The organism is Flavonifractor sp. An91, from assembly GCF_002159225.1.
GTDB classification, from domain to species: Bacteria; Bacillota; Clostridia; order Oscillospirales; family Oscillospiraceae; genus Flavonifractor; species Flavonifractor avicola.
In genome coordinates, this window is sequence record NZ_NFHA01000001.1 from 1 (window position 1) to 13,763 (window position 13,763).

Annotated in this window: 11 protein-coding genes and 1 tRNA gene; 6 read left to right on the plus strand and 6 right to left on the minus strand. The window is 56.6% G+C overall.

Annotation, left to right across the window (positions count from 1 at the left end):
* On the plus strand, window positions 1–1,314 hold a 1,314-nt coding region (locus tag B5G42_RS00005), incomplete at its 5' end, for a tyrosine-type recombinase/integrase (RefSeq protein WP_242961074.1).
* A 40-nt stretch (window positions 1,315–1,354) separates the two neighbouring features.
* Here B5G42_RS00005 and B5G42_RS00010 read toward each other — a convergent pair.
* Window positions 1,355–1,448, minus strand: a tRNA-Ser gene (locus tag B5G42_RS00010).
* Window positions 1,449–2,065: 617 nt separating this feature from the next.
* On the opposite strand from B5G42_RS00010, the gene B5G42_RS00015 reads away from it, so the two are divergent.
* Together B5G42_RS00015 and B5G42_RS00020 are read left to right on the plus strand one after the other, a co-directional pair.
* Window positions 2,066–2,635: a xanthine phosphoribosyltransferase gene (locus B5G42_RS00015; protein WP_087189408.1), complete on the plus strand. Its 570-nt coding sequence runs from the start codon at window positions 2,066–2,068 to the stop codon at window positions 2,633–2,635.
* A 10-nt stretch (window positions 2,636–2,645) separates the two neighbouring features.
* A complete protein-coding gene (locus B5G42_RS00020) occupies window positions 2,646–3,035 on the plus strand; it encodes a PaaI family thioesterase (protein ID WP_087189409.1) in 390 nt (129 codons plus the stop codon).
* A 32-nt stretch (window positions 3,036–3,067) separates the two neighbouring features.
* Here B5G42_RS00020 and ytvI read toward each other — a convergent pair whose 3' ends face one another.
* Window positions 3,068–4,150, minus strand: coding sequence for a sporulation integral membrane protein YtvI (gene ytvI / locus B5G42_RS00025; protein WP_087265524.1), 1,083 nt, complete (start codon window positions 4,148–4,150; stop codon window positions 3,068–3,070).
* A gap of 174 nt (window positions 4,151–4,324) precedes the next feature.
* Between ytvI and B5G42_RS00030 the strand changes: the two genes are divergently transcribed.
* Genes B5G42_RS00030 through B5G42_RS00040 form a run of 3 tightly spaced genes read left to right on the plus strand, consistent with a single transcriptional unit; the run spans window position 4,325 to window position 7,279 of the window.
* Complete coding sequence (locus tag B5G42_RS00030; RefSeq protein WP_087189411.1) at window positions 4,325–4,765, plus strand: ACT domain-containing protein; 441 nt, start codon at window positions 4,325–4,327, stop codon at window positions 4,763–4,765.
* Between the two features lie 26 nt (window positions 4,766–4,791).
* The gene (locus tag B5G42_RS00035; protein WP_087265528.1) at window positions 4,792–6,003 is read left to right on the plus strand and encodes a homoserine dehydrogenase; all 1,212 of its coding nucleotides are present in this window, start codon (window positions 4,792–4,794) and stop codon (window positions 6,001–6,003) included.
* A gap of 52 nt (window positions 6,004–6,055) precedes the next feature.
* Window positions 6,056–7,279 (plus strand): aspartate kinase, encoded by a 1,224-nt coding sequence (locus tag B5G42_RS00040; RefSeq protein WP_087189413.1) that lies wholly within the window; start codon window positions 6,056–6,058, stop codon window positions 7,277–7,279.
* Window positions 7,280–7,332: 53 nt separating this feature from the next.
* Here the strand turns inward: B5G42_RS00040 and B5G42_RS00045 are convergent, their stop codons facing one another.
* The 4 genes from B5G42_RS00045 to B5G42_RS00060 form a co-directional block, all read right to left on the minus strand.
* Window positions 7,333–8,673: an MATE family efflux transporter gene (locus tag B5G42_RS00045; protein ID WP_087265530.1), complete on the minus strand. Its 1,341-nt coding sequence runs from the start codon at window positions 8,671–8,673 to the stop codon at window positions 7,333–7,335.
* Between the two features lie 98 nt (window positions 8,674–8,771).
* Window positions 8,772–9,335, minus strand: a complete 564-nt coding sequence (locus B5G42_RS00050) for a GNAT family N-acetyltransferase (RefSeq protein WP_087265533.1) — start codon at window positions 9,333–9,335, stop codon at window positions 8,772–8,774.
* Window positions 9,328–10,638: a 2-hydroxyacyl-CoA dehydratase gene (locus tag B5G42_RS00055; RefSeq protein ID WP_087265535.1), complete on the minus strand. Its 1,311-nt coding sequence runs from the start codon at window positions 10,636–10,638 to the stop codon at window positions 9,328–9,330. The genes B5G42_RS00050 and B5G42_RS00055 overlap by 8 nt, the downstream gene beginning before the upstream one ends.
* Before the next feature lie 19 nt (window positions 10,639–10,657).
* A complete protein-coding gene (locus B5G42_RS00060) occupies window positions 10,658–13,594 on the minus strand; it encodes an acyl-CoA dehydratase activase (protein WP_087265537.1) in 2,937 nt (978 codons plus the stop codon).
* Window positions 13,595–13,763: the final 169 nt, after the last annotated feature.

Here is a 13,763-nt window from a genome sequence, read left to right on the forward strand (position 1 = left end):
ATACCGCAAAAGGAGGAACAGATCAGTATGCCAGCGGTACACCTGCAAGAAAACAGCAAACTAATCTCCGGCCATGTGGCCGAGAAAAAAGGGTATCTCTATTGGGTTCTAAACCTTACCGATGAGAACGGTAAGAGAAAGCCCAAATGGATTCCCACCCATAAGAAAGCCAAGGGCAACAAGACCTGGGCAAACAATATGCTTCCCACCATCCGAAAGGAATGGACGGAAAAGCTGCTTCAGGAGGCTACGGCCTCACAGCAGTCGGCTTCTCCGTCTGGCCCGTCATCCGCAGAGATTTCCTTTGTGGATTTCCTGTATCAGTGGCTTGAGCACAAGTACAAGTCTGCTACCGGACGGGTGATGGACAGCAAGCCCATCGAACTCTCGACCTATTCGGGATATGAACAGCAGCTTAATAACCCCATCGCCCCGTATTTCCGAGAGCATCCTGTCGCCCTTTGTGACCTTACCAAACAAGATATTCTCGCTTTTTATGAGAAAGAATTGGAACGGGTCAAGCCGACCACCGTTAAACACTACCACGCTCTGATTCATGGGGCGTTGAATTATGCGGTTGACAAAAATCTGATTCCAAGCAATCCGGCTGACCGGATTATCATTTCCAAGCCTGAACCCTTCAAGGGTGACTACTACCTGGATTCGGAAGTCCTGAATCTGTTTGAAGTCATCAAGGGGCATAAGATCGAACTGGTAGTTCTTCTGACTGCTTTTTACGGCCTGCGCCGCAGTGAGGTTATCGGTCTGAAATGGAGTGCCTTTGACTTCAACCATAACTGCTTCTCCATCCGGCATACGGTAACAACTTGCAATGTAAAGGGAGAACGGGTCACAATTAAGAAGGACAAGGCAAAAAACAAATCCAGTCTGCGGACTTATCCATTGATTCCTTTTTTGAAAGAGCGGTTGCTGGAGGCCAAGAAACAGCAGGAAGAAAATCGCAAGCTGTGCGGGCGTTCCTACAACAAAGAATATCTGGGATATGTCTGTGTCGATGTGATTGGCAATCTTATTAAACCCAACTATGTGTCCTCGACCTTTGGAAAGTTGCTTGCCAAGAACAATTTACGGCACATTCGTTTCCACGATCTTCGCCATACCTGTGCCTCGCTTTTGCTGGCCAACGGTGTCCCGATGGAACAGGTAAAGGAGTGGCTGGGACACAGTGAGATCTCAACAACGGTGGATATTTACGGGCATCTGCAATATGCCACAAAAAAACAATCCGCCGCAGCCATTGAGCAGGACATTGTGGCACCCATGCTGCAAAACCTATCGGCGGTTTCTCCGTAAAAAGGAAAGAGGTCTACCAGCTTTTCGCTGGCAGACCTCATGGCGGAGATGGAGAGATTCGAACTCTCGCGCCGGTTTTGAGCCGACCTACCGCATTTCGAGTGCGGACCCTTCAACCGCTTGGGTACATCTCCAAATTTATGTTATATCCCTGGTCCCGACCCGCCGACCAATTCAGCTGGTGGAAATCGGGAAGAACAACAGGATAGAACAAGCAACATTATTCAATTTGAACTCGGCTGGAACCCGCATGGTTCCAAGGGTTTCAGCCGTTTGGCACTCCGCATAGGAAACCTGATTTCGAATCATTACACCAACTTGGATGATGACGGTAAATCAGGGACGATAGCGGTAACTACGGAACCCCAAAACATACCTCTCAAAGTGGCTGTCAGATGGCTGCTCTCATTATAGCCATTTTCCCGCAAAATTCAAGCCGTGGAAATTGGGAAGAACAACAGGATAGAACAGACCCCAATTCACAATTTGAACTTGCCCGCAAACCCGCATGGTTACTGGCTTTTCGGCAGTTTGGACTTCCAAAGTGGAAACATGATTTCGAGTCAGCCCCGTTATGACCACTTCGATACCGCTGCATTTCTAAATTCACTTCGCCAACACTATCTGGTTTGGCGCCGTAATGTATAAGATACCTCATTTTTGTTCGCTTGTCAATATTGCAGCCAGGTATGAAATAAGATATAATCAGTGCTGTATGTAAGCAACCTGGCAATATATGCAGGAGGAGATCATGGAAGAACTAAAACGACGCATACTCAGCGAAGCGATCGTGGGAGAAGGCGACATTATCCATGTGGATATGTTCCTCAACCACTGCATGGATATGGAATTGATGGAGCGTATGGGCGCCACCCTTGCCAAGCGATACCGTGGTCAGCACATTACAAAAGTACTGACAGCAGAAAGTTCCGGAATCGCCCTTGCCTGCTTTACCGCCCGGGCGCTGGGTGTGCCGGTGATCTACGCCAAAAAATTTCAAACCGGATACATCGATCCTGACGTTTACTCTGCGGACACCCACTCCTTTTCTCTGGACAAGTCCTACACCCTGCGGGTATCCAAGAAATATCTGACCGAAGAGGATCAGGTTCTGTTGGTCGACGACATCCTGTCTAACGGACAGACCATGCTCAGCCTTCTGGAGCTGGTATCCAAAGCGGGTGGAGAAGTCGCAGGTGTGGGCGTTGCTATCGAAAAGTCCATGCGGGAGGGCGGCCGTGTCCTGCGTCGGATGGGAATCCGGGTCGAAGCCCTGGCCACTGTACAGGCCATTGAGCACGGTCAAATCATTCTAGCATAAGGAGACCCCCATGGAAAACACCACCAACGCACTTTTGCCTAACGCATTTGCACTTTTCAACGGCATTCATTCCAGCTCTTCCGGTCCAGACCACGGCGAGTCTGTACTCACGTTGGGACCAGACAGCCTGAATCCTTACGGCCTGCTTCATGGCGGTGCCTATTATACGATGGCTGACAGCGCCTGCGGAACCGCCTGCCGTACCGATGGAAGAAATTACGTCACCCTGCACGGAGGCCTGAATTTCATCCGTTCCGCCCGCAGCGGTACCGTAACCGCCCGGGCCGTGGTCCGACACCGGGGCCGCAGTACCTGTCAGGCTGATGTTGAAATCACAGATGAAAGCGGAGCTCTGCTGGCTACCGGTGATTTCACCTTCTTCTGCATCGGGCAGCGCTGAGTTCTTTATGACAAGGCGTGCAAGGGACGGCTTCAAGGCCGTCCCTCTTTCTTATCCATCACCACATCCCGGTCCAGCCAAATCTGCCAGGCAATCATAGTCAGTACCGGCATTAGGATCATACCTGCCACACCAAAGGTCTGAAATCCCACATACATACTGACCAGCGACACCAGGGGCGGCAACCCGATACGTTTCCCCAGCAAGCGTGGTTCCAGCGCCCCTCGAACCAGTGTGACCACCCCATAAAGAAGGAGCAGCCCCAGACCTAAGGGTGTCCTTCCTGCCAACAGAGAAACCAGACTCCAGGGCAGCAACACTACTCCGCTTCCGAAAATGGGCAGTGCATCCACCAGGGCAATCATCCCGGCCAGCAGCAGTGCCGGCTCCACCCGCAGCACCAAAAGTCCTACAGAGAGTTCTCCAAAGGTAAAGAGGATGAGAATTCCCTGGGCTCGCAGCCAACTGCCTGCCGCTCCGGACGCTGCCCGCTGCCAGCGTTTCATCCGTTCCTGCCACGCCGTCGGCAGCTGCTGGGCAGCCGCTTGCAGACCGGGGCGGCCTGCCATGAGGAAATAAGTCGCCAGGAAGGCAGTAAACAGAAACAGCCCTGCGGCCGGCAGTGCAGTCAGCAGTCCGCCCGCCCCTTCTGCCAGGGTCTCCCCTGCCCAGGACGGAAATGCCAGAATGCCCCGGACCGCTTCTTCCACCGCTTGTCTGGCTGGCTCCCGCAGTTCCGCAGGCAGCGCCACAAAAAGACGATAAAGCCATACCTCCGCCTGTTCTGCCCAGCCATTCAACTCTGTCAACAGCCCCGGCAGCCGTCCCAGCAACCCCATCAGCTCATACCACAGCCTCCAGGCCAGCAATGCCGCAAGGCCTCCTGCCGCTCCCGCCGCAGCCAGCACACATAGGGCAGCTGCCCACCGGCGGGGCAACCGCAGGGACCGGATAAGCCAACCCACAACCGGTTCCAGCAGCCATGCCAGTACCACGGCCACCAAAAAGGGCGCCAACCAGGGCAATACCCACCGTGCGCCCGCCCAAACCGCCGCCAAAACCAGTCCGATCCACAACAGGCGGATCACACGCCGCAGGTACCTGTCCTCCCTCATAAAGACGCCCTCCTTCCGAACTATGTATAATATGACGAAAATCTCGCCAAAAATCTGGAAGATATCGGCGCGTCAGAAAAACTTGGCCCTTGCAGCCAAGACTTTATTGTGCTAAAATAGGCTCCAATACAAGAACAAATGCTTTTCTGTCACGGACAAGAGGAGGTCCATAGAATGGGCAAGGCACCAGCCTATTTCATTGTAGAGGCCAGCGCGCTGCCTGAAGTGTTTCTGAAGGTGGCAGAAGCCAAGCGTCTGCTGGAAACCGGCGAGGCCGGAGCGGTCAATCAGGCCGTACGCCGGGTCGGGATCAGCCGCAGCGCCTTTTATAAGTATAAGGATGCGGTCCGGCCGTTCAACGATATGCTCCACGGACGGATCGTCACCTTCCAGATCGTACTGAAGGATGAGCCGGGCGTATTGTCCGCGGTCCTGAATATCTTTGCCATCACCGGCGGAAATATTCTAACCATCAACCAGGCCATCCCGGTCAGCGGCTGTGCAGCAGTAACCATTGGCGCCGAGACCTCTGGTCTTCAGATCTCCATGGAGGAGCTGCTGGAGCGGCTGCTGAAGGTGGAAGGCGTCCTGCGCAGCGAAGTAATATCAGGGTAATACCTTTGGAGTAAGGAGGCATTATAATGGTGAATGTAGCAATCCTGGGTTTCGGCGTAGTAGGCTCCGGTGTGGCGGAGGTCCTGGCCACCAACGGCCCTCACATTGATAAAAAGGTGGACGATCTGATTCGCCTGAAGTATATTCTGGACGTACGGGACTTCCCCGACAGTCCCTTTGCCGACAAGGTCATCCACGATTTCAGCATCATCGAGAACGACCCCGAGGTCAACATTGTGGTGGAGACCATCGGAGGCGCCAAGGTAGCCCTGGACTTCACCCGCCGGGCTCTGGCCGCCGGAAAGAGCGTTGTCACCTCCAACAAGGAGCTGGTGGCCGAGCACGGCTGTGAGCTGCTCAAGCTGGCCCAGGAGAAGGGCGTCAGCTATCTGTTTGAGGCCAGCGTAGGTGGCGGTATCCCCATTATCCGCCCCCTGAACCAGTGTCTGGCCGCCAATGAGATCGAGGAGATTGCCGGCATCCTCAACGGCACCACCAACTATATCCTGACCCGGATGATCCGGGCCGGTCTCAGCTTTGATGCCGCTTTGAAAGAAGCCCAGCAAAACGGCTACGCCGAACAGGATCCCACCGCCGACATCGAAGGTCACGACGCCTGTCGCAAGATCTGCATCCTCTCCTCCCTTTCTTTTGGCCGGCACGTCTATCCCAGCCAAGTGCCCACCGAGGGCATTACCGGCGTCACGCTGGCCGATGTGGCCTATGCCGACGCCTGCGGCAAGAAGATCAAACTGCTGGGCCGCGCCATCCGTCGCCCCGATGGAAAGGTGTGCGCCTTTGTGGCTCCCCACCTGGTAGATGTGGAGAATCCTCTGTCCGGCGTGGAGGATGTGTTCAACGCCATCGCCGTCAAGGGCAACGCCATCGGCGATGTCATGTTCTACGGCCGGGGCGCCGGTAAGCTTCCCACTGCCTCCGCCGTGGTGGCCGACGTCATTGATGCCGCCCGCCATAAGGACGCCAAGAAACGGATGGTATGGGCCGAGGGCGGCGACGATGTGGCCGTTCCCCCCACCGACCTGGAAAGCGTTTGGTATGTCCGGGTGGAGGGCACGCTGGAGGCCGTGAAGGCTGCCTTCCCCGACTGTGCTCTGCTGCCCCGTGCCGGAGCACCGGAAAATGAATTTGCTTTCCTGACACCGTCCATGACCCGTTCCGCACTGGACAGCCAGCTGGCGGGGCTCAAGCCCTGCTCTGTGTTCCGTGTGCTGGACTGAGCGCATAGGATATCGTAAGAGATTTCACCTGATTTAGGGGGTACAAACGCCAATGGGACTCATTGTACAAAAATTCGGCGGCAGCTCCGTGGCTGATGCAGACCGCATCCGCAACGTGGCCCGCATCATCACCGAGACCTACCGCCGGGGCCACAGTGTTGTGGCCGTGCTTTCCGCCCAGGGGGACACCACCGACGACCTGATCGCCAAGGCCGCCGAGATCAACCCCAACGGCTCCAAGCGAGAGATGGATATGCTTCTCTCTACCGGCGAACAGATCTCCTGCTCTCTGTGCGCCATGGCCATCGAGGCCATGGGCTATCCTGTCATCTCTCTGACGGGCTGGCAGGCCGGATTCCGCACCAACTCCGTCTACGGAGACGCCCGCATCAAGCGGCTGGACACCGAGCGTGTATTGGCTGAGCTGGATAAGAAGGCCATCGTCATCGTCACCGGCTTCCAGGGTCTGAACAAGTACGACGACATCACCACGCTGGGCCGGGGCGGTTCCGACACCTCCGCCGTGGCCCTGGCTGCTGCCCTCCGCGCTGATCTGTGCCAGATCTACACCGATGTGGACGGCGTGTTCACCGCCGATCCCCGCCATGTGGCCGGCGCCTTCCAGCTGGAAGAGATCACCTATGATGAAATGCTGGAACTGGCTACTCTGGGCGCTCAGGTCCTGCACAATCGCTCGGTGGAAATGGCCAAACGCTACAGCGTCAATCTGGAGGTTCTCTCCAGCTTCTCCGGCAAGCCCGGCACCAAAGTCAAGGAGGTTGCAAAAACCATGGAAAAAATGCACGTCAGCGGGGTGGCCTGCGACAAGAACGTGGCCCGTCTGGCCGTTGTGGGGCTGGCCGACCAGCCCGGTATCGCCTTTAAGATCTTCTCTCTGCTGGCAAAAGAGAAGGTGAACGTGGATATTATCCTTCAGTCCATCGGCCGCAACAACACCAAGGACATCAGCTTTACCGTGGGCAAGCAGGATATGGATCGCTCCAAGGAGATTCTGGAGGCCCACAAGGGTGCGCTGGGCTTTGACCATATCGACGTCAATGATTCCATTGCCAAGGTCTCCATTGTGGGCGCCGGTATGATCCATAACCCCGGCGTGGCCGCCAAGATGTTCGAGGCTCTGTATAACGCCGGGATCAATATCAATATGATCTCCACCAGCGAGATCAAGGTATCCGTCCTGGTGGATCTGCCTGAGGCGGATCGGGCCGTGCAGGTCATCCACGACCGTTTCTTCCATGAGTTTGGCGGTAACTGATCGTTCATACAATAAAAAATGCTGGCCCGCGCATTTGCGCGGGCCAGCATTTTTTATTGCAATACGGATATTTTTTTGTGATAGACCACCCGATAGAGCAGCAGCGCCACTCCGCAGGAAATCACCTCTGCCACCAAAAAGGCCAGCCATATCAGATCCGTGTATAGCCAGCCGAAGGCCAGCGCCGCCGGAAAGAGCAAAATCACCTGCCGCAGCAAAGAAATCAGCAGACTGGCGTTGGCAGATCCCAGGGCCTGCAGCGCAGAACACAGGATAATGGAAATGCCGGCAAACAGGAAGGAGAGCGCAACCATACGAAGGGCCACCGCACCAGCCGCCAGCAGCTCACCGTCGGCGTCAAACAGAGTCATCAGCGGTCCAGCCAGGAAAATCAGGAACAAGGTCCCCACACCCATAATGATTACCGTCAGCACCATAGCAAAGCGCACCGTGCCGGTGATGCGCTCCTTGCTCTTGGCGCCGTAGTTAAAACTGACGATGGGCACCAAGGCATTGTTCATGCCGTACAGCGGCATAAAGATAAAGGACTGGATCTTGTAATAAGCACCCAGGATAAAGACGCCAAAGGGAGTAAACAGGCGCAGGATCAGGTTCATGCCAACGTTCATAACGCTGGACAGCGACTGCATGACAATGGCAGGAAAGCCCACCTTGAACATAATACGAATGATCTCCCCGTTGGGCCGGAAGCCCCGGAAAGAGAGTTTCACCACCTTGCTGCGCCGCACCATCCAGAAGCTGGCCACCAGGCCCACAATTTGACCCAGAACGGTAGCCAAAGCGGCCCCCGCAACCTCCAGCCGCGGGAAGGGGCCGATGCCGAATATGAACAGCGGGTCCAGAATCAGGTTGACCACCGCCCCGATACCCTGAATAATCATGGGCCCCACGGTATCTCCTGTGGCCTGCAGGGTACGTTCGCCAGCAAATTGCATACACACACCGATGGAGAGGCCGGTGACAATGGAGAGGTACTGCACTCCATATTCAATCTGTTGAGGCACATCTGAGAACAGGCACAGGAAAGGCCGGGCAAAACCAACTCCCAGGATCAGAAAGACCAGCCAGCAGACAAAGTAGACAAAATAGCCGTTGGCCGCCACCTGATCGGCCTCCGCCTGCCGCCGCTCCCCCAGTCTGCGTGCCAGCAGCGCGTTGAAGCCCACACCTACGCCTACACATACCGAGATCATCAGTGTCTGCACCGGATATACCAGCGCCAGCGCTTCAAAACCGTCTCGGCTCAGGTTGGCCACAAAAAGGCTGTCCACCAGATTATACAGGGCCTGGATCAGCATGGACAGCATCATGGGCCAGGACATATTGATCAGCAACCGGCGTACCGGCATCACCGCCATCTTGTTCTCTTCCACCCAAATTCCTCCAATGATTCTCTTTCTGTAAAAATCGGGGCGTGCTGACGCACGCCCCGATCTATTCTCCTCCAGCGGCGTGGCAGCCCGCTGGATACTTATAAAGTTTTGATATACCGCAAATCATTGCACACCATATCATGAGGAAAGGGCACCTTTTGAATGGTGCCGTCCCATGCAAAGCCGTGCCGCTCATAGAACCGGCGGGCCCCTTCATTCTCCTTCAGAACAAACAGCGTACAGCCTGGATAGCTCGCCTCTTTCAGGCGACGAGCCGCCTCCTCCAGAAGCAATCCTCCATACCCGCAACCGGTTCTGGCAGGCTCAACGTAAAGGGAAATCACCTCACCCCATCCGCTGTAGTTGGAGGAATCAATTACCAATCCTTCGCTTTGGCGGGGACTGGGGCCGCTGCGGACGGGGCCGTAATTACAACACCCTACAGGAATATCATTTTCGTAAAGCAAAAGCCCTTTGCATCTCTTGGTGGCGTAGTCTTCCCGGAAAAACGGAATCCAATGCTCCTCCGTGATGACCTCGCTCAGGTAGTCCTCCGGCACAAAGCCCGGATAGGCCGCCCTCCAGCCTCTGCAATGGATGGCACTCATGGCGGCAAAATGCACTTCTGAGCAGGCATCTACAAAGCGCAGGGGATCAGACATGGACCTCTTCCCCTGCCGTCTCGGGCTCCTGCTGAGCTGCCTGCCGGGCCAGAGCCCGGGCGTTGGCCAGCATCAGCTTGATACGGTTCTCCTGGTTGATCTTGGTGGCGCCGGGGTCGTAGTCAATGGCCACAATGTTGGAGCTGGGATAGTCGTCCTTCAGCTTGCGGATCATGCCCTTACCCACGATGTGGTTGGGCAAGCAGCCGAAAGGCTGGGTGCAAACGATGTTGGGGGTGCCGGAGTGGATGAGCTCCAGCATCTCGGCGGTAAGCAGCCACCCCTCCCCCATCTTGTTGCCCTCGCCCAGATAGCCCTTGATGAGCCGGCGCAGATCCTGGAAGGTACCGGGGGCACGGAAACCGCCTCGCTTCATGGCATCAATCATGGCCCGCTGGCACTTCTCAATGTAGTGGCGCAGGGCGGCGCAGGCGGCCTTTTTGGCCAGCTTCCCGCCGTAGATATCCACGTCCACTTCCCGGTTATAGATCTTGAAGATGATAAAGTCGGTGAGGCCGGGCACCACCGGCTCCGCCCCCTCGGAGAGGAGGAACTGCTCCAGATTGTTGTTGCCCAGGGGGGAGTATTTGATGTAGATCTCCCCCACCACGCCTACCCGGACCTTGGGCTCGCCCTGTACCGGGATGGCCTTGAAGGCGGCCACGATGTGGTCGAAGTTCTCCACCATGCTCTTGAAGGACAGGCCCTTGCCCTTTTCCATCTCCTCCAGCAGGTGGTTCTCCACCTCCTCGATGGTGCGCTCGGTCTGGCCCTCCTCCACCTCGTAGGGGCGGACCTGGTTGGCCGACTGGACGATGATATCGCCATACATCAGGCCAAAGATGGCCTTGCGGATGATGTCCAGATTGAGCTTGAAGCCGGGGTTGTGCTCCAGGCCGGACAGGTTCAGGGAGATGACGGGGATATACTCCAGCCCCGCCTTCACCAGAGCCTTGCGCAGCAGGTGGATGTAGTTGGAGGCCCGGCAGCCGCCGCCGGTCTGGGTGATGAGCAGGGCCACCTTGTGGGGGTCGTACTTGCCGCTCTTCACTGCGTCAATGAGCTGGCCGATGACCAGCAGGGCGGGGTAGCAGGTGTCGTTGTGGACGTACTTGAGCCCCTCGTCCACGATGTTGCGGTGGTTGGTGGTGAGCATCTCCAGCTTATAGCCCTCCCGCTCGATAATCCGGGCGATCAGGCCGAAGTGAACGGGCAGCATGGTGGGAAAGAGGATGGTATACTCCTCCTTCATCTCCTTGGTGAACAACAGCCGCCCCGTCTTGTCATAAATCAGTTCTGCCATAGTAACGAAGGTTCCTTTCTCAGTCCTGGTGCTTTCGGGCGTCCATAGCCGCCATCAGAGAACGGACCCGGATGGTAACGGCGCCCAGATTGCTGATGTCGTCGATCTTCAGCTGGGTGTACAGCTTACCGCCGCTCTCCAGAATGTCGCGCATCTCATCGGTGGTAATGGCGTCAGTACCGCAGCCGAAGCTGACCAGCTGTACCACCTGCATATCAGGCTGGGTGCACACATAGCGGGCGGCATTGTACATCCGGGACTGGAAGGTCCACTGATTGAGCACCTTTCGGGGCGCGTAGCCCTCCAGATAGCTGAGGGCGTCCTCGGTAACCAGCACAAACCCGAAAGAGGTAATCAGATCATTGATCCCGTGGTTGATCTCCGGGTCAATGTGGTAGGGCCGGCCGCAGGCCACAATGATGGGCATATCATGGGCCCTTGCATACTCAATGTATCGCTTGCCCGTCTCCCGCACATCGTGGAGGTAGGTGTCATAGGCCGTGTAGGCTGCCTTGGCAGCCGCCTCAGTCTCCCGCTTGGGGATATTGAACTCCTGCTCCATAATCACGGCAATGCGTTTGGTAAAGTCCTTATGGCGCCACAGGCCCACATAGGGATTGAGGAACCTGGTCTGTTTGAGCATGGGCACGTTGGCAGCCAGCAGCTCAGGGTAATAGGCCACCACCGGGCAGTTATAGTGGTTGTCACCGATACCCTCGTCGTTGTTGTAGGACATACAGGGGTACCAGATGGCGTCCACCCCCTCCTCCACCAGGGCCTCCACATGACCGTGGAGCAGCTTGGCAGGATAGCACACCGTATCGGAGGGAATGGTGTGCTGACCCTTTAGATAGAGCTTGCGGGAGGACTCAGGGGACAGCACAACCTCAAAGTTGAGGCGGGTAAAGAACTCAAACCAGAAGGGCAGGTTCTCGTACATATTCAGGCCAAAGGGGATGCCCATCCGGCCCCGGACGCCGTTGCCGGCGCCCTTGCCGTGGAGGGCCCGCAGCCGCTTGTACTTATAGTGCATCAGGTCAGGATTCTCGGTACGCTCCTTGCCCAGAGGCCGGGAGCACCGGTTACCAGAGATGAACCGCCGACCGCCGTCAAAGGTGTTGACGGTCAAAGAGCAGTGGTTGGTGCACAGGTTGCAGGTCACCGGCTTGGCTGTGTGGGAGAAGGTCTTCAGATCCTCCGCCGTCAGGATGGAACTCTTGTCCAGATGGAGATCCCGGGCAGCCAGTGCCGCGCCGAAAGCGCCCATGATGCCGGCGATGGTGGGCCGGGTCACATTGCGGCCCAGCTCCAGCTCAAAGGCGCGCAGCACCGCGTCGTTATGGAAGGTACCGCCCTGTACCACGATGTGCTTGCCCAGGTCGTCGGCATTGGCGGCGCGGATAACCTTATACACGGCATTTTTCACGATGGAGATGGACAGGCCGGCGGAGATGTCCTCCACGCTGGCACCGTCCTTCTGGGCCTGCTTCACCGAGGAGTTCATGAACACGGTGCAGCGAGAGCCCAGGTTCACCGGGTGCTGGGCCAGCAGCCCCAGCTTGGAGAAGTCGGCGATGTTGTAGCCCAGCGCCTTGGCAAAGGTCTCGATAAAGGAGCCACAGCCGGAGGAGCAGGCCTCGTTGAGCATAATGGAATCGACAGCGCCGTTGCGGATCTTAAAGCACTTCATATCCTGGCCGCCGATATCGATGATAAAATCCACGTCGGGGTTGAAGTGACGGGCGGCATTGTAGTGGGCCACCGTCTCCACCAGACCGGCATCGCAGGAGAAGGCGTTCTTGATCAGATCCTCACCGTAGCCGGTGACAGCCGCACCCTTAATGACAATGCGGTCACCACACAGGTTGTAAAGCTCCTTCAGCTGGTCCAGCACAATGGCCACCGGGTTGCCCAGGTTGGAGTGGTAGTAGGTGTACAGCAGACCGCCATCGGCAGTGATCAGCACCATCTTGGTGGTGGTAGAGCCGGCGTCAATTCCCAGCCAGGCATCGCCGGAATAGGTGTTGATGTCCACCTCCGGGGGATGCATGGCATTGTGGCGGGCCAGGAAGGCATCATACTCGGCCTGGTCTTGGAACAGAGGCGGCATGGTATCCACCAGACCCACATTATCCACGCTCTTCTCCAGCCGGTCCAGCATCTCGTCAAAGGAGCACTCGGCAAAATCGGTGGCGCACAGAGCTGCGCCGATGCCGGCAAAGCAATCGCCGTCCTCCGGGAAAATGGCGTGGGCCTCGTCCAGCTTCAGGGTCTCCACAAAGCGCTGACGCAGGCCCTGCAGGAAGTGGAGGGGGCCGCCCAGAAAGACGATCTTACCCTTGAGCTCACGGCCCTGGGTCAGACCGGCCACCGTCTGGTCCACCACCGCCTGAAAGATAGAGGCCGCTACGTCCTCTTTCCGTCCGCCCTGGTTCAGGATAGGCTGGATGTCACTCTTGGCAAACACGCCGCAGCGGGAGGCAATGGGATAGATCTTCTCATGTTTGAGAGAGAGTTCATCCAACTCGTTTACCGTGACGTTCATCAGAGTGGCCATCTGATCGATAAAAGCACCGGTACCGCCGGCACAGGAGCCGTTCATCCGCTCCTCCAGTGCACCGCCAAAGAAGATGATCTTGGCGTCCTCGCCGCCCAGCTCGATGACGGCATCCGTATCCGGTATGTAGGTGTTGACAGCGGCAGCGGTGGCGTACACCTCCTGCACGAAGTCGATGTCCGCCGCTTTGGCCACGCCCAGACCGGCGGAGCCGGTGATGGCAATACGCACCTGCTGGCCCCGCAGCTTTTCTTCGATGGAACGCAGAGTCTCCGCTGCCCGCTCTCTGGCCTTGGAGTAGTGCCGTTCATAAGAGCGGAAGAGCAGCTTGTTCTCCTCGTCCAACACCACCACTTTTACCGTGGTGGAACCAATGTCAATTCCAATCCGCAGACTCATAGATTCACCTGGTATCCTTATTATAAAGAATTTCGTATCCATCATAATATAACAAAAAAAATTTTTTTACAAGACCAAACCTCGAAAATACAGGATGTTCCGTATCCGGAAAGAATTGTGCCTAAAAATCCGACTTCTATCCTAGGCCGCTGACGCATTTTTACCAACG